The sequence below is a fragment of the Croceicoccus mobilis genome (genome assembly GCF_001661965.1).
Taxonomy (GTDB): domain Bacteria; phylum Pseudomonadota; class Alphaproteobacteria; order Sphingomonadales; family Sphingomonadaceae; genus Croceicoccus; species Croceicoccus mobilis.
In genome coordinates this window covers 29,695-50,103 of the sequence record NZ_LYWZ01000010.1, presented here as the reverse complement: position 1 = coordinate 50,103, position 20,409 = coordinate 29,695, and the positions used below count along the sequence as shown (strand labels likewise).

Sequence of the window (20,409 nt, the reverse complement as noted above, 5' to 3'; positions counted from 1 at the left end):
TGAAGCGTCCCGGGTTTTCCGGAGGCTCCTATTTGTGAGAAGGAGCCAGAATGAGCGCTACAAGGAACAAGTTTTCGCCAGAGTTTCGTGACCGCGCGGTGCGAATGGTGGATGAGCACCGGGGGGATTACCCGTCGGAATGGGCAGCGTTGTCTTCGATTGCCGGGAAGGTTGGCTGCACGACCGAGACGCTGCGCCGCTGGTGCCGTGAGGAGGCGAGCCGACGAGCGGGACCAGCGGCGCAGGCCGCCAGCGACCGGGACCGGGTCAAGGCGCTGGAACGCGAAGTGAAGGAGTTGCGCCGGGCCAACGAGATACTCCGCAAGGCATCCGCATATTTTGCTCAGGCGGAGCTCGACCGCCACGGCAAATGGTGATGTCGTTTATCGACACGCACCGTGAGGAACTGGGTATCGAGCCGATCTGCCGTGAACTGGCGATCGCCCCGTCCTCCTACCACGAGCATGCTGCCCGGCTTGCAGATCCTACCAGGCGTCCGGCCCGTGCCCGGCGCGATGATGAGATCAAGGAAGAGATCAGGCGTGTCCATGACAACAACTTTGGCCTCTACGGTTCCCGCAAGGTCTGGCACCAGTTACGCCGCGAGGGCATCGCTGTGGCCAAGTGCACCGTGGAACGGTTGATGCGCACCATGTCGCTGGCAGGCGTGCGACGAGGCAAGACGACGGTCACGACCGTCAGCAACCCCAAGGCGCCGTGCCCGCTCGACAAGGTCAACCGCGAGTTCCGCGTCAGCCGGCCGAACGCTTTGTGGGTGGTCGACTTTACCTATGTCCACACCTGGGCCGGGTTCGTCTACGTGGCATTTGTGATCGATGCCTATGCCCGCCGGATCGTGGGCTGGAAGGTCAGCACGTCGGCGACCGCCGGCTTCGTGCTCGATGCTCTGGAACAGGCGATCCATGCGCGCAGGCCTGGCCCTGATGACGGCCTGATCCATCACAGCGACAGGGGCGTCCAATATCTGGCCATGAACTACACCCAGCGCTTGGCAGAGGCCAACCTCGTCCCGTCCGTTGGCAGCGTTGGCGACAGTTACGACAACGCTTTGGCCGAGACGATCAACGGCCTCTACAAGGCGGAAGTGATCTGGCGGCAGCGATCATGGCCAAGCGTGTCGGCCGTGGAAATGGCAACGCTACGCTGGGTCGATTGGTTCAACAACCAGCGTCTGTTCGGCCCCATCGGGCACATCCCACCCGCTGAGGCCGAAGCCAATTACTATGCAGCTAGAGGGAACCTCGATATGGTCGCATGACTCAATTGAAACTGCCTCCGGAAAATCCGGGACGCTTCACTCCGTTTCTTGACATTCCCACCGCCGCAGTATGAGTCCGCGATCCACCTCGTGTGCCCCCACGCGAAACCGGTGCAATTTGCGACATCGGCGAAAATGTTTTGCTTGCCCATCAAGGCATGGCGGAGACAGATATTTTCCCGCGCTGGGATCACGTGCCGATGACATTCGGATGCCTGAATGGCTGGGCCAGTGATCGGCGGGACAGTTGACCTCTCTGCATTGACATGATCGATGAGTACCGGGCCCAGACCTGATTTCTATCGTCCAGAGAATCAGAGATATCTGCCGATCATCCAAGGAACCAATATGTACCGAAGTCTTGGTCTTTCGATCGCCGTCGCAGTCTTCGCGAGCGATCTCATTTCAAAATGGCTTATTGTGAATGTGGTCATGGACCCTGCCCGCGTGATAGATGTTTTTCCATTCTTCAATCTGGTGCTCGGATATAATCGCGGTGTTACATTCGGCCTCCTGAGTTCCGGCAATCCAATCGCGCCCTATTTGCTGTCCGGGTTCGCGCTTCTTGTCGTGGGCGTTCTGGCCAGATGGCTCTGGCGCAGTACCGTACGCCTCGAATCCGCCGCGATAGGTTCGATCATTGGCGGTGCATTGGGTAACGTTGCCGACCGACTGGCGGACGGAGCGGTCACCGATTTTCTCGACTTCTATGTCGGCGGCTATCACTGGCCGGCGTTCAATCTCGCGGATGTCGGAATAGTCCTTGGAGTGGCATTGTTTCTCGTTACCTGGTGGTCCGGAGAAACGCAGCGCGACGATGGCACCGCGCCGAAAGTGTAGATTCTGCGCTTTTGCCAAGGCAATCTTCAGGCGGATTTTCTAGCAAGCCCGCCGATGATGCCGCAGTCGGTGGCAGTGCCCCCATCGCAGGCCCGTGCCAGGCCGATCAGTTCCTGTCTCATCGCCTGCAGCTGTTCGATCTGCTCTTCCACCCGGCGCAAATGATTTCGTGCCAAAGTCGCAGCGTCCTTGCAATCCCGGTTTGGTGCGTCCGACACTTCGAGCAGCGAGCGAACTTCGGACACCGAAAAGCCCAAACCCCGAGCCCGCCGGATGAATGCGAGCCGTTCGACATCGGCGTCTGCGTAAATCCTTCGTCCCGACTGGGAGCGCGGAGCGGGCTTCAGAAGACCGATCTCTTCATAATAGCGAACGGTGTTGACTTTGGTCCCGGTCGCGCGGGCAATTTTTCCTATCTGCATTCTTTAATCCTCGATGATGGCCATCGCAGGGTGTGTGTCTCCGCGACGCAATCGCACATCGGCCGTCAGACTTTCTGCGAAAGGTGCGCAGAAAGTCCTTGATCCTCCAGTAACTGGAGATTGTAAAGCTCAAAAATCATGAGTTTAGATGATTCGGAAGACTGTGGTTGCACCGGCGACCCCGAGAGGGCGGTTGACGATCCGCAATACCGCCGCGCGCTTTGGATCGTGATTATCCTCAATGTCGGTTTCGGCATGATCGAGCTGGCCGCCGGGTTTTTAGCCGCGAGCCAGGCGCTCAAAGCCGACGCGCTGGATTTCCTTGGCGATGGCTCGATCACCTTCATCGGACTGCTTGCGCTCGGATGGACGGCATCGACGCGTGCTCGGGTGGCGCTCGCGCAAGGTTTGTTTCTGGCGGCGCTTGGTGTGAGTGTGATCGGCGCGGCGATCTGGCGCATGTTCGATATGGTGCAGCCGGAAGCCGGCATCATGGGCTGGGTGGGTTTTGTCGCCCTGCTTATCAACCTTGCCGCCGTTTTTGTGCTCGCTCGCTTTCGCAAAGGAGGCGATGCTCAAGCGCGCGCGATATGGCTATTTTCACGCAACGATGCCCTGGCCAATGTCGCGGTCATCGTCGCAGCCGGTTTGGTTTATTGGTTGGGAAGCGCATGGCCTGATATCATCGTGGCCGCTGCGATTGCGTTTTTGTTCCTCCATTCGGCTCTCGAAATTATCCGCCATGCGCGCAGCGATATGAAAACGCAGCAGATTGCATGATGAAATATTTGGCGCGCCTGTCCGGCATTTGCCTGGCCCTTCTGTTGTCGTTCGGCAGCGCGCAAGCGTTGGCGGCAGAACCCAACACGATCTGGCGCCTGCTCGATTACATGGCGGTAGATTATGCAGCTGCCGTCGAGGACGGCGAAGTCGTCAACGAAGTCGAATATGAGGAAATGGTCGAATTCGCCGGTACGGTACGATCGGGTATTGCGGAATTGCCTGAACGCCCCGGTCGCGTTCGGCTAGAGGCAAACGCGAAGCAACTTGAAGCCGATATCCTCTCGATGGCCCCCGTTGATCAAGTTGCCACGGCAGCCAGAAAGCTCGCTGCGGATCTCCTAGCCATCTATCCGATCACGCTCTCGCCTTCGAGGGCGCCCGATCTTGAGCGCGGAAGACTGCTGTACCAGGAGACTTGTGCCAGTTGCCACGGGGTGTCAGGAAACGGTCGCGGGCCGGCGTCTGCGGGCCTTGATCCACCGCCGATCGCATTTACCGACGTCGATCGCGCGCGTCAGCGCAGCATTATGGGTCTCTATCAGGTTATCGACCAAGGGATCGATGGCACCGCCATGCCCGGTTTCTCGCAGCTCTCCTCCGACGATCGTTGGGCCCTGGCCTTCTATTCGGGATCCGTCGCCTTTGAGGCGGTCGACGAAGGGGCGCGTCTATGGAAGTCAGATTCCGAACTACGCAAACGCTTTCCCGATCTTGCCGCTCTCACGAAGATCACGCCGGACGAACTGGCAGGAGAGATCGGGCAAGTGCGCGCGGACGCGCTCATGGCCTATCTTCGGGCCAACCCGTCGGCGATCGCCGATGCAGCGGGGCCTCTTGGCATCACACGTACCCGGCTCGCAGAAGCTGAACGCGCCCACGCGAACGGGAATATTTCCCGGGCCAAGGAGCTCGCACTGTCGGCATATTTGGACGGGTTCGAACCCGTCGAACCGATATTGGCGACACGCAATCCGGATCTTCTGGTGCGTATCGAGAGCGGGATGATGGACTTGCGTGCAGCCATCGACGCAGATCTGCCGACCTCTGCGATAAGCGAACGGATCCGGGCCATCGAGGGTTTGCTCGTACAGGCTGAAAATGTCCTTGCGCCGGAATCTGCGACGGGCTGGTCAACCTTCGTGGCATCTTTCGCGATCCTCCTCCGCGAGGGTCTGGAGGCATTGCTGATCGTGATCGCCATGATCGCTTTCGTGAGGAAGGCGGGACAGGATCGGGCATTGCGATTTGTTCATGGCGGGTGGACCGGTGCGCTGGTGGCAGGCGCGCTTACTTGGCTTGCGGCGACCTATCTTCTCGACATCAGCGGTGCCGGCCGGGAATCGATCGAGGCATTCGGTTCGCTGATTGCAGCGCTGGTCCTTCTGTCGGTTGGCGTCTGGATGCACGGAAAATCACAGGCAGACAATTGGCAGCGCTATATCCGCGACAAGCTTGGCAAGGCGCTTTCGCGCGGATCGCTCTGGTTCCTGTTCGGGATCGTATTCCTTGTCGTCTATAGAGAGGTCTTCGAAACCATCCTCTTTTACGCTGCGCTGTCCGCTCAGGGAAGTACGGGCTATCTGCTGGCGGGCGCTGCCACGGCCGGTTTGCTCCTTGTCGTCATCGCCTGGCTGCTGCTGCGCTACAGCCGGACGCTGCCGATCGGAAAGTTCTTTGCCTACAGTTCGGTGCTCATCGCCCTGCTTGCGATTGTCCTGATTGGCAAAGGGATCGCGGGCTTGCAGGAAGCGGGTGTGATCGGAATTGCGCCGATAGCCGGCGGTCCGCGACTAAGTATGCTTGGAGTTTATCCGACGTTCCAAGTGATTGGCGCTCAACTTGCAATGGCATCCGTACTTTTACTTGGTTTCTGGATTAATCACACCCGAGCATCAAACAATGACCGGTCACGCGATGCAGTGTGATATTATATCTTTCTATTACGGCGTTTGTGTCGACCCAGGTCGGTACATGAATAGCGCATTTGTTCGTTCTTATGCATTGAGCTGCGCGACGGCTTCGGAATTCGAAGAGAATATCGACTTGTGCCATGTGATTGGTCCTGCTAGCGGGGCCAAAGTGTCATGACCCTCCGTATGCCCCTTCTTGCCTTGAAGCCGTTTTTCGCCATGCTGATTCTCTTCGGCCTGGTGTTCAGCGTAAGCGTGGACGCGGCGGTATGCGGGCCTGAAATTGGCGAACTTACAAGTGTCGAAGCTGCAAGTAGCGAGACTGGTCAAGACTTGCCGGACAGCCCGAATGAGCAGCATGGCATCTGCGCCCACGGCCATTGCCATCATGGAGTCCAATTTGCAGGCAATGCGGATATCGGGGCCGGTGAGCGTTCATCCGGTGCACAGCATTTCTTCGAACCCGTCGGCCTGACTGCAGTCCAGCAAGCGATTTTGACGCCCCCTCCTCGAATCTGACGTCCAGTATTGCCGCCGCAATGTCGGCGCGCATTCGGCATGTCAGTAGAGGAAAAATCAATTCATGTTTGCCATTATTTGGCGAGGCGCCCTTTTTGCAGGGCTGAGCCTCGCAGTACTGCCCGGTGCGGTGCGTGCACAAGAACGCGCGGTGTTGACGCTCGACGAAGCTCTCGCGCGTGCGGGTGTGGACGAAAGCGCGCAGGTGCAATCAGACAATCCGCGTTTGATCGGGCCGCAGGCCGAAACGGACGCGGCACGCGCGCTTATCGATCAGGCACGGCTTCGGCCAAATCCTGAGCTTGCCTTTGAAGCGGAGAACATCGCAGGAAGCGGTGCCTTTTCAGGGCTGCAAGCAACCGAATATACGCTGTCTTTGAGTCAGCGCCTCGAGCTAGGCGGCAAGCGGGGCGCACGCATTCGCTCGGCCGAGGCCGAGGCGCGCGTGGCAATGCTTTCTGGAGAATTGTCGGTCGCTGAGCTGAGTCGCATGGTGCGCGAACGCTACATCGAGGCGGTCGCTTCAGCTGCGCGACTGGAACTTGCCCGCGACGTAGTCGAACGCAATCGCGAACTCGCGCGTATAGCTGGCCTGCTTGTCGAAGTTGGCCGCGAGCCGCCGCTGCGCTCGCTTCGTGCAGAAGCGGCCCTTGCTGAAGCCGAGGCGGAGTTTGAAGCCGCGCGAGCTTCAGAGATAGCGGCGCGGAGCGCGTTGGTGGCGCTCTGGGGTGAAACGTCCCCTCCCCCGGACGTGCCATCGGCGTTTCCCGGGATCGAACCTCCTGCGATGCTTCTTGCATCGCCTTCTGCTTTGCGTCTCCAAGTCGCGCGTGCCGAACGCGAGGCGGCGGACGCTGCGATCGACAGGGAGCGCTCTTTGGGTGTTCCCGATCCGGCCATCTCCGCCGGTGTCAGGCGGTTCGAGGAAAGCAGGGATCAGGCCTTCCTAGTGGGCGTCTCGATTCCCCTTCCTTTCCGCAATCGCAATCAGGGTAACATCGCCGCTGCCGAGGCCCGCTTCCGCGCGGCCTCCGCACGCGAGGCTGTCGCCCGCGCGGATTTCGAACTCGAAGTAACCCAGGCGCGCGGCCGCTTTCTCGCCGCCGAGGCTCGTGTAGAGACTCTGTCCCAAACCTCCCTGCCTCAAGCGGAAGAAGCCTTGCGCCTCGTCCGGATTGGGTATCGCAACGGCAGGTTCCCGCTGATCGAGGTTCTGGCTGCGGCCGAAGCCCGCGATGCAATCCGAGAAGCCTTGATCCAAGCCCAGGAAGATCGCGGTCGCCTGGCGGCGCAGTTGATCTGGCTTGGCGCCCAATGAGGAAAATACCCATGAACCGTAAGCGTTTGGCCGTACTGATCGGCCTGATCATTCTTGTTTTTGCGGCTGCTGTAATGCTGTGGCCGGACAACGGCGCAGAACCGCACAGCGAAGAGGAAACCGAAGAAAGCGATCTCCCGGAAGGACTGGTCCTACTCGGCGAAGAGCAGATTCGAAGCTCCGAAATCATGGTCGAGACCGTTGGTGAGGGCTCGGCGGTAGAGCTAGTGTTCCCAGCCACAATCGCCGCTAGCCCCACAGGCAGCGCGCGGATCGATGCGCGAGCGGCGGGCGTGGTGCGGAGCGTTCAAAAAACGCTGGGTGATTACGTCCGGCAGGGTGAAACCATTGCGCGTATCGAAAGTGCGGAAGCGGCAGCTTTGGCATCGCAATTGAGCGCGGCGCGCGCGCGCGTCAACGAATTGTCAGCCGCCTATGAGCGCGAACGCCGGCTTTTCGAAGCCAATGTTACGGCGCGGCAGGATCTCGAAGCGGTGCGCGCCAATCTCCAGGTCGCCCAGTCAGAACTGTCCCGCGCGCAGGCAGCGGTTGCGGCAGCGGGCGTGAGTGGCGACGGTCGGTCTTTGGCGGTTACCAGCCCTCTTGCAGGACGGGTAACGGCGGCGCCTATTGTCCTTGGTTCGTTTGTCGATGCGGGAGAGGAACTCTACCAAATCGTGAATCCTAATGCGATGCAGATCGAAGTCGCGCTCCCCTCTGCAGAAGCGAGCCGTATTCAGCCAGGCGATGAAGCCACGCTGGAACTTGCAGAAAACCGCGAGATCGGAGCGCGGGTCCGCTCCGTCACGCCATCGCTCGATCCTGAGAGCCGCAGCGCGACGGCAGTCCTTTCGCTCACGCGGTCCATCCCCGGTCTTCAACCAGGTGCCTTCCTGCAAGCGCGCATCCGACCTTCGGGCGAGGTCGACACGGGCCGCATGTCGGTGCCCGAAAGCGCGGTGCAGTCACTCGACGGCCAGGAAGTGGTTTTCGTGCGCACGCGCCGCGGCTTCCAGACCCGTCCGGTGGTGACCGGCGCACGTTCCGCAGGCCGCGTGGTGATCGAATCCGGTCTCGAAGCGAACTGGCGGATCGCAACCGAGAATGCCTTCCTGCTCAAAGCCGAACTCGAAAAAGAGGAAGCCGAACATGGACACTGATCGCATGCAGGAAACGGAGCACTCGCACCGCCACGGCCTGATCGGCATGATCCTCGACATGGCCGTGCGTTTTCGCTGGGCCATGGTCGTTTTGACGATCGGTGTCGCCATCTATGGCGTGATGAACCTTCTTCGGCTTCCCATTGACGCCGTACCCGACATTACGAACGTTCAGGTGCAGATCAATACCGAAGCGCCCGCCCTTTCCCCCTCCCAGGTCGAAACGCAGGTAACCTATCCGGTGGAAACCGGTCTCGCCGGGATCGATGGTCTGGAAATGACCCGTTCGATTTCGCGCAACGGGTTCAGCCAGGTTACTGCAATCTTCGAAGAAGGTACTGACATCTATTTCGCGCGGCAGCAGGTCAATGAGCGCCTGACGCCGATCACCGCTTCGCTGCCCGAAGGAGCAGAACCGGTAATGGGACCTATCTCGACCGGTCTGGGCGAAGTGCTCATGTATACGATCGAGTTCGAGCATCCGGGGGGCAAGGAAGCACCGAAGGGCAATGCGGTCGGTTGGCAGTCCGACGGAAGCTTCGTTACCGAACGCGGTGACAGGCTGGATAGCGATGTCGCTAAGGCTGCTTATCTGCGTACCATTCAGGACTGGGTGGTCGCTCCACTCATGCGGTCGGTCGATGGCGTCGCCGGTGTCGATTCCATCGGGGGTTTCCGAAAGCAATATCTCGTACAGCCCGATCCTGCTCGCATGACAGGCTACGGGCTTTCATTCGATGAGGTGATCGATGCGCTGGAAGCCGCCAACCTTGCCGAAGGCGCGAATTTCGTCGAGCGATCAGGAGAAGCCCTGCTGGCTCGTGTCGATGCACGGCTCGGCAGTGTCCAGGACATCGAGCAAGCAGTCATATCTACACGTGGAGGCGTTCCCATTCGCGTGGGAGATGTCGCAACGGTCAGCATTGGCGGTGATCTCAGAACCGGGGCTGCATCGCTGAATGGCGACGAGGCTGTGGTTGGTACCGTCCTCATGCGGGCAGGAGAAAACAGCCGCACTGTTTCAGCCCAGGCCGCTGAGAGGCTTGACGAAGTCCGCGCCTCCCTGCCACAAGGTGTGGTAGCCGAAATCGTCTACAATCGTTCGTCTCTCGTCGATGCAACGATCGCGACCGTCGAGAAGAATCTCGTCGAGGGTGCGCTGCTGGTCATAGCCATCCTGTTCCTTTTGCTCGGCAACATACGGGCCGCAATTATCGCCGCTCTGGTTATCCCTTTTTCGATGCTGATGGCATCGATCGGCATGAACCGGCTCGGAGTGTCAGGCAATCTGATGAGTCTGGGCGCGCTTGACTTCGGTCTGATCGTCGATGGGGCCGTGATTATCGTCGAGAATAGTGTGGCACGTCTTGCGGCCAGACAGGAGCATGAGGGCCGGCTCCTGACACTTGGCGAACGGCTGACGGAAACGCGGCTTGCCGCGCAGGAGATGATCAAGCCGACTGTCTATGGTCAGGCGATTATCCTTCTGGTGTTCGCACCGTTGCTGACCTTCACCGGAGTCGAGGGCAAGACGTTCTCGCCGATGGCCATCACGGTCATGCTGGCGCTCGCGTCGGCATTCGTACTCTCGCTGACTTTCGTCCCGGCGATGATCGCGATCCTGCTGAACAAAAAACTGACGGAGAAGGAAGTCAAACCGATCCGGATCGCCAAGGAACGCTATGGGCCTCTTGTCCGCAAAGCCATCGCCCGCCCTTGGCCGGTGATCGGGGCCGGTGCCGGCATTTTTGCCGTTGCTGCTCTGGTGTTCAGTTTCCTTGGCAGCGAGTTTACACCGCAGCTCGACGAGCGCGATATCGCGGTGCAATCATTGCGAATCCCTTCCACATCTCTCGAGCGGTCTCTGGCGATGCAGCGGCGAGTAGAAGATCGATTGGAGGAATTTCCGCAAGTGCAGCTGGTATTCTCACGTACCGGTACTGCGGAAGTGGCCAGCGACCCGATGCCGCCCAACGCCTCCGATGCGTATGTGATCCTGAAGCCGCGCGATGAATGGCCTGACCCGGATCTTTCGAAAGATGATCTGGTGGCAGAAATGGAGAGTGCTCTGGGAGGCCTGGTTGGCAATCTCTATGAGTTCAGCCAACCAATCGAACTTCGCTTCAACGAACTGATCGCTGGCGTGCGCGGCGATGTCGCGGTCAAGATCTACGGCGACGACCTGACCGCCATGACCTCGGCAGCGAACGAGGTCGCCGGGATTTTGCGCGAGGTCGAGGGAGCTGCGGATGTTAAAGTCCAGCAGGTCACCGGTTTCCCAACGCTTGATATTGCCTTCGATCGTCCAACGATCGCTCGATATGGGCTGAAGGTCGAAGACGTCGCTCAATCCGTCGCAATTGCTTTGGGCGGGCGGCCTGCCGGGCTGGTCTTTGAAGGCGATCGAAGGTTCGAGGTCGTCGTTCGGCTTTCGGATGCGACACGCGATGATTTCGATCAGCTTGGTGCATTGCCGGTGCTGCTTCCGAACGGAGCGACCATACCGCTGCGCTCGGTCGCCGAATTCCGGGTTGTGGATGGCCTTGCCGAAGTCCGCCGTGAACAGGGACGCAGGCTGGTGATCGTTTCCTCCAACGTGCGCGAGCGCGATCTTGGCTCCTTCGTTGAGGAAGCGAGGGCGAATGTCGAGGCGCAGGTCGAATTGCCCGCTGCAGCCTTCATCGAGTGGGGCGGCCAGTACCAGAACCTTCAGGCTGCGCAGGAACGGTTGCAGATCGTTATCCCGATCGCTTTCGCGGTTATTCTCCTGTTGCTCTATATGGCAGTCGGAGGCTGGGTTCCCGCTCTGGCTGTTTTCAGCGCGATCCCGCTCGCCCTCGCTGGCGGCATCTTCTCGCTGGCTCTGCGCGGAATGCCGTTTTCGGTTTCGGCGGCAGTCGGGTTCATCGCCCTCTCGGGCGTGGCGACCCTCAACGGTCTCGTGATGGTGACTGCAATACGCCAGCGTCTGGACAAGGGGATGGCGCTCGATGAGGCCATCGTGGAAGGCGGACTGGCGCGCTTGCGTCCAGTATTGATGACGGCTCTGGTCGCGTCGCTCGGGTTTGTCCCCATGGCGATCGCGACCGGCACTGGAGCGGAGGTTCAACGGCCTCTGGCAACGGTGGTCATTGGCGGTCTGATCACCGCCACTGCGCTCACCTTGTTCGTCCTTCCCGCGATCCTGAAGCTCGTCTTCGCCACCAGAAAGGATGACCGGACGTGGCGTCAACGCTGGTGGGACCGCCTGCGCCGCAACGTCACTCCCGAGGAACGGCAAGAGCTGCAAGAGGTTACGTGAATGGAGAGCATCAATGATTAGTAGCCAGCTCAGTGTGACTCTTGCCGGCGCCCTGATACTTTCAAGTGTTCCAGCATCGGCGCAGGATCAGAGCACGCTTGTTCCGATCGCCGGTGTCTGGAGCCTTGGTGAAACGCGGTCTTGTGATAGCGGACCGGCCTGGGTGTTTTTCGCAGATGGCTATTATGCCGAAGTGCAGCTTCCGGACGGTGGCCCCGCCGCCGTCGGAATTTGGCGAGACGAGGGCGATGCCATCGCTTACACCCACGCGCACATGCCATTTGAAGGTCATGAACGGCCGATGCGGGTTCGTCATCTTACCATCGAAGAGCGCACCGCCGAAAAACTGACAACCCGCAATTATCGCGGTGTCACGCGCACGTTTCACCGCTGTCCAGCGAATTCGCTGAAAGTGCCGGCAGGTCAGGACGCACATTGACGCTTTCGTTACGCAATATGCGGGCTTCGCTAGTCCCTATTCGGGTTTCGCGAACCTGCAAGCTTACGGGTCTGCGGCACCGGGAGCGGTCAATTTCCAATGGGAAGCAATAGGCAATGACGCGAACCATCGAACTCGAAGTCTCACCGCTCCTTCCCGACATCCCGAGCGAAACCGATCATTGCATCGCGCGCTTGCAGTCTTTGCTCAGCTCGCGGATCGGCGTGCACGAGGTCACGATATTGCCCGGCGAGAAAGATGCATCCGCCCGACTAGCGATATCATACGATGCCGATCGCCTGACTGTCGCCCGCATCAAGGAGTTGGCCCATGTGGCCGGAGCGGAAATCTCCGAACGCTACGGACACGTTGTCTGGCAAGCCGATGGCATCAATTCCACCCGCCGTGCCCAAACGGTCGCGGACCTGCTGGCCAGCAAACCCGGTATCCTCGAAGCAAATGCTGATGCGAGCGGGAGGTTCATCGCCGAGTACGACCGTCAGCTAACCGATGAGCCTAGGATTGCTGGCGAGCTCAAGAACCTCGGCGTGTCGGTTCTGGCGGGCGATGTCGCCAGGAACGCCGAGCACTCTTCCAAAGACCATGATCACGATGATGAAGATCGTGCCGGGCACAGTCATGGTGGCATTTTCGGCGCGAACACCGAACTCTATTTCTCGCTCGCCTCGGGCGTATTTCTCGCGACCGGGTTCGGGATTGAGAAGCTATGGTCTGGGCATCCAGGATGGCTGCCATTCGCATGCTATCTCGCGGCGTATTTCTTTGGCGGATTCTTTACCGTCCGAGAGGCGTGGGACAATTTGCGCCTGCGCCGGTTTGAAATCGACAGCCTCATGCTTGTCGCCGCTGCGGGCGCCGCCTTTCTCGGGGAATGGGCCGAAGGCGCGCTATTGCTGTTCCTGTTCAGTTTCGGCCACGCGCTCGAACACTACGCGATGGGCCGCGCCAAGAGGGCGATCGAGGCGCTCGCCGAGCTCGCGCCGGAAACGGCACGAGTAAAACGTGGAGATGACGTCGTTGAGGTTCCGGTCGAGGAGCTTGCGCTAGGCGACGTCGTAATCGTGCGTCCGAACGAACGCCTTCCGGCTGACGGCTTCATCTTGGACGGCGTCAGTGCCATCAATCAGGCTCCGGTGACCGGGGAAAGCGTGCCGGTCGACAAGAGCGCGGTTTCGAATATCGCTTCTGCGCGCGCAAATCCTGACAATCTTGCGGATGACAATCGCGTCTTCGCAGGGACGATCAACGGATCGGGCGCGCTCGAAGTGGAAGTGACCCGGCGATCGAGTGACACGACCCTCGCCAAGGTCGTCCAAATGGTGAGCGAAGCCGAGGCTCAGCAATCTCCTACCCAGCGCTTCACGCAGCGCTTTGAGCGAATTTTTGTGCCTGCCGTGCTCGCTTTGGCCGGCCTGCTCCTTTTCGCCTGGGTTGTCATCGACGAGCCGTTCCGCGACAGTTTTTACCGGGCGATGGCGGTGCTTGTGGCTGCCAGCCCCTGCGCTTTGGCGATCGCGACCCCGAGCGCGGTCTTGTCCGGAGTAGCCAGAGCAGCACGCAGCGGCATTCTGGTAAAGGGCGGCGCGCCGCTCGAGGATCTCGGCGCGCTCAAGGCCATCGCGTTCGACAAGACCGGTACTCTTACCGAAGGCGAGCCCCGCATGACCGATGTCCAACCCGCGCAGGGTGTATCTGAAAACGAACTGCTTGCGATTGCCTCGGCGGCTGAAAATCTGAGCGATCATCCCCTAGCACAGGCGATTGTTAGGGACGGCAAGCAGCGGCTTGGCGATGAGGCACTGCCCGAAGCTACAAGTCTTGAAAGCTTCACAGGCAAGGGGATCACCGCGCTTGTCGGCGGTGAGCGGGTGTGGATCGGAAAGCTCGAAATGTTCGGGCAAGACGGGGTCCCTCAGCTCGGTGCCGAACTGTCGGATGCTATCGAGTCCATGCGCGAGCGCGGGCGGACGACGATGGGCGTTCGCTCGGAAACGCGCGATCTTGGAGCGATCGGTTTGCTCGACACGCCGCGGGCGGCAGCAAAGGCGACGCTCGAAGCGTTGCGCGGCCTCGGGATCACCCGAATGATCATGATCTCGGGCGACGACCAAAGAGTGGCCGATGCGGTTGGAAAGGAAGTCGGCCTCGACGAGGCCTGGGGCAATCTCATGCCCGACGACAAGGTCAAGGCCATCCGCAAGCTTGCCGGCCAGGACAAGGTTGCGATGGTCGGAGACGGGGTTAATGACGCTCCGGCCATGGCGAACGCAACGGTCGGAATAGCAATGGGGGCTGCCGGCTCGGACGTTGCATTGGAGACAGCCGATGTCGCGCTGATGGCCGATGATCTCGCCCGACTGCCTTTCGCCGTCGATCTGAGCCGACAAACCCGGTCAATCATCCGGCAGAACATGATCGTCAGTCTCGGAATTGTTGTCGTGCTCATCCCGGCAACCATTTTCGGTCTCGGGATAGGCCCCGCTGTCGCGGTTCACGAGGGATCAACGCTAATCGTGGTCGCCAATGCGCTTCGCCTTCTGGCGTATAAAGAGAAGGGCAGCACAAAAGACATAGCAGAGAAGCCAGTATGAGCTGCAACGATGACTTCGATCTGGATTCGGCGGACAAGCGACGCACATTGTGGATCGTATTGTGGCTCAACGTCGCAATCGCGGTTGGTTTCTTTGTCGTTGCCTATTTTGCGGACTCGAACGCGCTCTTGGCCAACGGGCTCGACAATTCGTCGGACGCGCTTGTCTACGCTCTCAGTCTCCTTGCGCTGAGTCGACCGCGCTCCTGGAAGCGAGGCGCAGCGCGCTTTTCTGGCGTCATGCTTTTGATCTTTGCCGGCGGAGTGATTGCTGATGCCGTCAGGCGGTTTGTTGAAGGTTCTGAGCCGGGTGGCATCCTGATGATCGCGATGGCTGCCGTCGCGGGCATAGTGAACCTCTATTGCCTTCGCCTGTTGCAAAAGATGCAGAACAAGGACGTCAACATGCGGGCCGCCACCACATTCAGCTTCAATGACTTCATTTCGAACGGCGGGATTATCATCGCTGGCGTCATCGTTATGATCACAGGCGCGAACTGGCCGGACCTTGTGGTCGGCATCGCTGTGGCTGGCATAGCTCTTTACGGCGGGATCGATATCCTGCGCGACGCGCACAGTGACAAGCACGACGAGGCGGGAACGGTTCATGGCGAAACACGGGAATGAGCCTCGTCCACGAGATATTTGTAACTGAGGATTTGTCGGCGATCCTGACCTTGGCGATGCTGGCAAGCCTCGGCCTGGGTGCTGGCGTTGTCTGGGAAGAAAAGCACGGGCCTACCCCGAACGAAAATGGGTTCGCGGCGGCCGTCCACTCTGGCGCCCTTGCCGCACTTGCGCTTGTTTTGACCGGTCCTGCAGTTGGACAAGCAAGGGGTGACTTCATAGACGCAGCCCTGCTCCCCGCTGGCGGGACTCTCTATCTTCTGGCGGTGCTGATCGGAGGCTGGGCTTCGCATCGCGACTCAGTTGGAACCCTGTCCGACGCCGTGGGAAGACGCGGGCCGAAGATGACCATTGCGCTTCAAGGCGGTATTGCGCTGGGGTTTGGTGGCATCGCTCTGGGTGCAGCAGCAGCCGTGTCTGTCTTCGCCGGTTTCGCAGCAACACTAGGGGTTGGAATCACCTTTTTCCTGGTGGGGCGAAAGACAACAGCCGGATTTCGCGACAGCGCGATGAAACGCATGGATCGTCTAGCGATCCATGTTTTTCTGTCACTCGCCTTTGTTGCCGCAGCGGTAGCCGGGTTTTGGCTTCTCCACGGCATGAGCGAAACAGCGGACGCGCGGTTGGCAATTCTACTCGCAGGATACTTTCTTGTCTGGTCGGTTCATTTTTTGCTGCAAATCCCGGGCAGACTGGGAGGTTTGAATTTGGCAGCACTCGCGGCCTTCATCTCCGGGCTTGCGATGTTCGGAATGATTGCAGTCGGATTTAACGCCGCGATCGGAGCAATCGATAATTCCGATGCGATCCTTCAGCATCCGGATACCGCCGGCAACAAAATCGCAAATAGCGGAGAAAAGTGATGGCGCACTCGCACGATCAAGCTGGCCACAGTCACGGCGAGGAAAACCTTAGCGATCGTCAGCTGATCCTCGCGGTCGCGATCAATGTCCTCCTGACCCTTGCCCAGATTGTCGGCGGCATCCTTTCAGGGTCACTGGCGCTTATCGCGGATGCATTGCACAACTTCAGCGATGCGGCCTCTCTTGGTCTTGCGTGGTTTGCGCGACGCATAGGCCGGCGTCCGGCGGACAAGCTGATGACCTTCGGCTACGCCCAGGGAGAAGTGGTCGCCGCACTCATCAATCTGACGACCTTGCTGATCATCGGATTCTATCTGATCGTTGAGGCGATCAACCGTTTCGCCGCGCCGCAGCCGGTCGAAGGCTGGACCGTGATCTGGGTTGCCGGGATCGCACTTGTCATCGATCTCGTCACCGCATTCATTGTCTATCGCGGCGCGCATGACAGCATTAACATGAAGGCTGCCTTCCTTCATAACGTTTCGGACGCGCTGGCCTCGATCGGTGTGATCGTCGCCGGAGTGCTAATTATTCTATACGATCTCGTCGTCGCCGATCTCATCATCACTCTCATCATCGCGGCCTATGTCATCTGGCAGGGCGCGACGCTCCTACCGCGAACCGTTCGTCTGCTGATGGGAGCAGTGCCGGACGAGGTGGAATTTGATCAGATGGTTGAAAACCTGCGCGCGCTTGGCGGCGTGCAGGATATTCACCACGTCCATGTCTGGAATCTGGGAGAACATCACCGGGCGCTCGAAGCCCATCTCACTCTTGTTGATTACTCCCAAACAGCATTCGAGGGAGTCAAGCGACGCGCGCGGGCGATGCTGGAAAAGGATTTCGGCATCGCACATGTCACTTTCGAGCCCTGCCTCGCTACGGACTGCGATGATGCGCTGATCCCTGCCCACCCGGCACCCAACAACGGGAAAAACACGGTCGGTGATTAAGCTTTCGCTGGCCTGTTCCTGCCCGGCCGTTCGCAGACCCTGAGCCCTCATCGCGCGCCGGTCGCGGACGGTATTGCAGTCCAGAACCGATGCACCGCGAGCCGCCCTCACCCAATATGGGCATAAAAGCCTACTACTGCTATTGCGAATACGTCTCAATAGCAGTAGTAGGCTGGTAAATGTCTCGAAAGGATTCTTCACATGTATCGCGCTACCGCCTCGCTCATAGCAATTGCACTGGCCGCCCCTGCTTACGCCAATGAAAAAGACCCGACCGATGAGCGGCAATCGCAGGACGGGATAGCAAACCCAAGCGAATCGATTATCGTGATTGGCGGTCGCATCGATGCGTATGAAGTGGCCGGTGCGGCGGACCTAATCGATGGCGAGGAACTGAGCGAATTCGAGCATGGTGACGTCAACCGTGTCCTGCGCCAGGTGCCGGGGGTCAACATTCAGGAAGAGGACGGTTTCGGGCTATTCCCGAATATTGGCTTGCGCGGCGCGCCGGTCGAACGGTCGAGCAACATCACCTTGATGGAAGATGGCGTTCTCATTGCCCCTGCCCCCTACGCCGCTCCGGCCGCGTATTACTTTCCCGCGATCGGTCGAATGGACGCAGTCGAAGTGATCAAGGGCGCGGGCTCGGTACGCTATGGTCCTCGCACGATCGGCGGGGCCATCAATTTCCGATCGACTCCGATACCGACCGAGAGCCTGGCTGGCGAAGCTTCCGGCCAGCTTGGTTCTCGCGGCTATTATCAGGGTCATGGCTGGATTGGCGCTAGTGCCGACAATTTCGGGGCGATGGTAGAAAGCTATCAGCAAGGCAGTGACGGGTTCAAGACGATAGATGGGCTTCCCGGCGCCGAGACCGGTTTTCAACGTCAGGACTATCGCGCCCGCTTCGCCGTCCACACCAACCCAGATTCGCCGGTCGATGCTCGCCTCGAGTTCGCCTATGGTCGATCCGAACTTGAGGCGAACGAAACCTATTTGGGCCTCGCCGACGCGGATTTCGCGAGCGATCCGTACCGGCGCTATTCGGCCAGCCAACGCGACGTTTTCACGGGCGAGCACGATCAATATCGGCTCACCGGCACCCTCCGGTTGCCTGACGACACGCAGTTCGCGGTTACCCTATATCGCAACGATTTCACACGAAGTTGGTCGAAGCTACAGGACATCGATTTCGATGGTGATGGCAGCTTTGATGCCATCCAACCCGTTTTCGATGCTCCCTCCTCAAACGAGAGAGGCCTCGCAATCCTGCGAGGCGCAGACAGCGCTGAAGGTGCCCTTCGCATTCGCAACAACAACCGCGTCTATCGGAGCGAAGGCGTCCAGCTTTCGTTCGAAAGACCTTTCGAGACCGGCGAGGTCAGGCACAACCTGGCTGCGTCGCTCCGGTATCACGAGGATGAAGAAGACCGGTTGCAGAATGAGGAATTCTATACGCAAACGGATGGAGATCTCGTTTTCGTCCGGCAGACGGCTCCGGGCGCTCAAGCCAATCGCGAGGCGAAGGCGAAGGCGATCGCTTTCTATCTGGAGAACCGGATCGAGATCGGCGGGCTTACTCTGACACCCGGCATTCGGTACGAAGGCATCGACCTTACTCGACTGGACTATGATCGAGCCGACCCCGCTCGTCTCGATGGACCTGCGCGCATACGCAAGACCAACGTTGACGAATGGCTTCCCGCACTCGGTGCAACCTATGCACTGGGAGACGTGCTGTTGATTGCAGGCGCTTCGCGCGGTTTTTCTCCCCCCGGGCCCGGAAATCCGGAGGCACGAGCCGAGAAAAGCTGGAACTATGAATTTGGTGGGCGTTTTCGGAATGGCGCCATTCAAGCTTCCGCGATTGCGTTTTATTCCGACTATTCCAATCTGCTCGGAAACTGCACACAATCCGTGGGGTGTAGCGTCGGGGATATTGGCGACCAGTTCAATGCTGGGGCCGTCTCCGTGAAGGGGTTGGAGCTGGCAGCTTCGACGGAGCATCAAGTGGGTAGGGAAATTTCTATTCCCTTCTCGGTGGTTTACACGCTCACCGACGCGCAATTCGAAAGCAGTTTCGAGAGTGCGTTCTTCGGTTCCGTGTCCCAGGGCGACGCACTCCCCTACATCGCTCGCCACCAATTCTATGCCGAAACGGGGCTCGCATTTGGACCGGCATCCTTGCTCGTGAGCGCCAATTACACATCGCAAGTACGCACCGAAGCAGGTAGCGGGGATATTTCGCCCGATGAGCGTATTGACGAAAGGATTGTCTTTGATCTCGCCGGCCGGTTTGCGCTGACGGAAGGTCTCTCTTTGTTTGCCAGAGTGGATAATCTGTTCGACAATGCTTATGCTGTAGCGCGTCGGCCTTCGGGTTTGAGACCGGGGGCTCCCCGGCGCTTCGTAGCAGGCGCTAGCGTGCGCTTCTGAGTATCTACGCCGGCCGATGATCGCGCAATCTTGTAGGAGGCGGGAGCGCCAGTGAGCATTTCCGCCTCACTAAATGCAGGTGAGGTCGAGACTCACGCAATCGATTGCGCCGACATTCGACGTGCCGCAGGCCACACACCCGCCAAAATATGAGGACGGCGGACACCTCCCCCAGAATAAATAGGAGTTTTGACATGACCCTCTCCATTGGCTCGACAGCTCCCGATTTCACAGCGGAAACGACCCAAGGCACCATCACCTTCCATGATTGGATGGGCGACAATTGGGCTATCCTGTTTTCTCATCCAAAGGCATTTACCCCGGTTTGTACGACCGAGCTGGGTTACATGGCCGGTCTCGGCGAGGAATTTGCCAAACGCGACACCAAGATTCTCGGCCTGTCGGTCGACAGCAGCCAAGACAATCGCGACTGGCTACCCGATATCGAGGCGGTCAGCGGCAATAAAGTCGATTACCCGGTGGTCGGCGACAGCGACCTGAAGGTGGCCAAACTCTACAATATGTTGCCCGCCGAGGAGACTGGCAGTGCGGAGCAAAGAACCGCAGCCGACAATGCTACCGTTCGCGCCGTCTATATCGTTGGCCCGGACAAAAAAATCCGTGCGATGCTACTCTATCCGATGAGCAGCGGACGCAATTTCGAAGAAGTGCTCCGATTGCTCGATTCAGTCCAGCTCACCGAAAGTAAAGGCGTGGCAACCCCGGTCAATTGGCAGAGTGGGGATGACGTCATCATTCCACCGTCTGTTTCCGATAAAGAAGCGAAAGCGCGCTTCCCGCAAGGTTTCACAACGCTGCGCCCCTATCTGCGCACGGTTAAAATCGACTGACCAGCGCAAGCGGATGTGGTGTATTTGGGCTCGAACTCAACAGGGGAACCCGCATGAAGCTAGACAAAAGCAGTCACGCAACTGCGGCTTCTGCCGC

General features: G+C 59.3%; 16 protein-coding genes and 1 other annotated feature. Of the genes, 15 read left to right on the top strand and 1 reads right to left on the bottom strand.

From position 1 onward, the window contains the following. The first annotated feature begins 50 nt into the window (after positions 1 to 50). A protein-coding gene (locus tag A9D13_RS02740) for an IS3 family transposase (RefSeq protein WP_373288794.1) occupies positions 51 to 1,279 on the top strand; the annotation gives its coding sequence in 2 pieces (ribosomal slippage) (positions 51 to 342 and positions 342 to 1,279; 1,230 coding nt in all). Continuing rightward, positions 332 to 446: a sequence feature (AL1L pseudoknot), on the top strand. Its footprint overlaps the gene before it by 115 nt. 348 nt (positions 1,280 to 1,627) lie before the next feature. After that, entirely contained in the window at positions 1,628 to 2,119 is a 492-nt protein-coding gene (lspA, locus tag A9D13_RS02735) for a signal peptidase II (RefSeq protein ID WP_010412703.1), read from the top strand. Between the two features lie 26 nt (positions 2,120 to 2,145). On the opposite strand, the gene A9D13_RS02730 is transcribed toward lspA, so the two are convergent. Then, the gene (locus tag A9D13_RS02730; RefSeq protein ID WP_010412699.1) at positions 2,146 to 2,541 is read right to left on the bottom strand and encodes a MerR family transcriptional regulator; all 396 of its coding nucleotides are present in this window, start codon (positions 2,539 to 2,541) and stop codon (positions 2,146 to 2,148) included. Positions 2,542 to 2,679: 138 nt separating this feature from the next. Here A9D13_RS02730 and A9D13_RS02725 point away from each other — a divergent pair, with 138 nt between their 5' ends. The 13 genes from A9D13_RS02725 to A9D13_RS02665 all read left to right on the top strand — a co-directional run bounded on the left by A9D13_RS02725 (position 2,680) and on the right by A9D13_RS02665 (position 20,312). Next, positions 2,680 to 3,321 carry a cation efflux transmembrane domain-containing protein gene (locus tag A9D13_RS02725; protein ID WP_011413839.1) on the top strand — a complete coding sequence of 214 codons (642 nt, stop codon included), beginning with the start codon at positions 2,680 to 2,682 and terminating at the stop codon, positions 3,319 to 3,321. Continuing rightward, positions 3,318 to 5,249 (top strand): cytochrome c/FTR1 family iron permease, encoded by a 1,932-nt coding sequence (locus A9D13_RS02720; RefSeq protein WP_094063313.1) that lies wholly within the window; start codon positions 3,318 to 3,320, stop codon positions 5,247 to 5,249. Before A9D13_RS02725 ends, A9D13_RS02720 begins: the two co-directional genes overlap by 4 nt. Before the next feature lie 159 nt (positions 5,250 to 5,408). After that, positions 5,409 to 5,753, top strand: coding sequence for a hypothetical protein (locus A9D13_RS20390; protein WP_137678721.1), 345 nt, complete (start codon positions 5,409 to 5,411; stop codon positions 5,751 to 5,753). Between the two features lie 64 nt (positions 5,754 to 5,817). Further along, positions 5,818 to 7,071, top strand: a complete 1,254-nt coding sequence (locus A9D13_RS02710) for a TolC family protein (RefSeq protein ID WP_010412683.1) — start codon at positions 5,818 to 5,820, stop codon at positions 7,069 to 7,071. A gap of 11 nt (positions 7,072 to 7,082) precedes the next feature. Continuing rightward, positions 7,083 to 8,231: an efflux RND transporter periplasmic adaptor subunit gene (locus A9D13_RS02705; RefSeq protein WP_011413836.1), complete on the top strand. Its 1,149-nt coding sequence runs from the start codon at positions 7,083 to 7,085 to the stop codon at positions 8,229 to 8,231. Positions 8,232 to 8,268: 37 nt separating this feature from the next. Further along, a complete protein-coding gene (locus A9D13_RS02700; RefSeq protein ID WP_137678839.1) occupies positions 8,269 to 11,532 on the top strand; it encodes an efflux RND transporter permease subunit in 3,264 nt (1,087 codons plus the stop codon). Positions 11,533 to 11,545: 13 nt separating this feature from the next. After that, complete coding sequence (locus tag A9D13_RS21045; protein WP_225982092.1) at positions 11,546 to 11,971, top strand: hypothetical protein; 426 nt, start codon at positions 11,546 to 11,548, stop codon at positions 11,969 to 11,971. Positions 11,972 to 12,087: 116 nt separating this feature from the next. Further along, positions 12,088 to 14,583: a heavy metal translocating P-type ATPase gene (locus tag A9D13_RS02690; RefSeq protein WP_010412670.1), complete on the top strand. Its 2,496-nt coding sequence runs from the start codon at positions 12,088 to 12,090 to the stop codon at positions 14,581 to 14,583. Next, positions 14,580 to 15,209 (top strand): cation efflux transmembrane domain-containing protein, encoded by a 630-nt coding sequence (locus tag A9D13_RS02685; RefSeq protein ID WP_010412667.1) that lies wholly within the window; start codon positions 14,580 to 14,582, stop codon positions 15,207 to 15,209. Before A9D13_RS02690 ends, A9D13_RS02685 begins: the two co-directional genes overlap by 4 nt. After that, positions 15,206 to 16,072 carry a hypothetical protein gene (locus A9D13_RS02680; protein ID WP_010412664.1) on the top strand — a complete coding sequence of 289 codons (867 nt, stop codon included), beginning with the start codon at positions 15,206 to 15,208 and terminating at the stop codon, positions 16,070 to 16,072. The genes A9D13_RS02685 and A9D13_RS02680 overlap by 4 nt, the downstream gene beginning before the upstream one ends. Next, positions 16,072 to 17,025 (top strand): cation diffusion facilitator family transporter, encoded by a 954-nt coding sequence (locus A9D13_RS02675; RefSeq protein ID WP_010412661.1) that lies wholly within the window; start codon positions 16,072 to 16,074, stop codon positions 17,023 to 17,025. Before A9D13_RS02680 ends, A9D13_RS02675 begins: the two co-directional genes overlap by 1 nt. A gap of 201 nt (positions 17,026 to 17,226) precedes the next feature. Beyond that, positions 17,227 to 19,461, top strand: coding sequence for a TonB-dependent receptor family protein (locus tag A9D13_RS02670; protein ID WP_010412654.1), 2,235 nt, complete (start codon positions 17,227 to 17,229; stop codon positions 19,459 to 19,461). Positions 19,462 to 19,655: 194 nt separating this feature from the next. Continuing rightward, entirely contained in the window at positions 19,656 to 20,312 is a 657-nt protein-coding gene (locus tag A9D13_RS02665; protein ID WP_010412650.1) for a peroxiredoxin, read from the top strand. Positions 20,313 to 20,409: the final 97 nt, after the last annotated feature.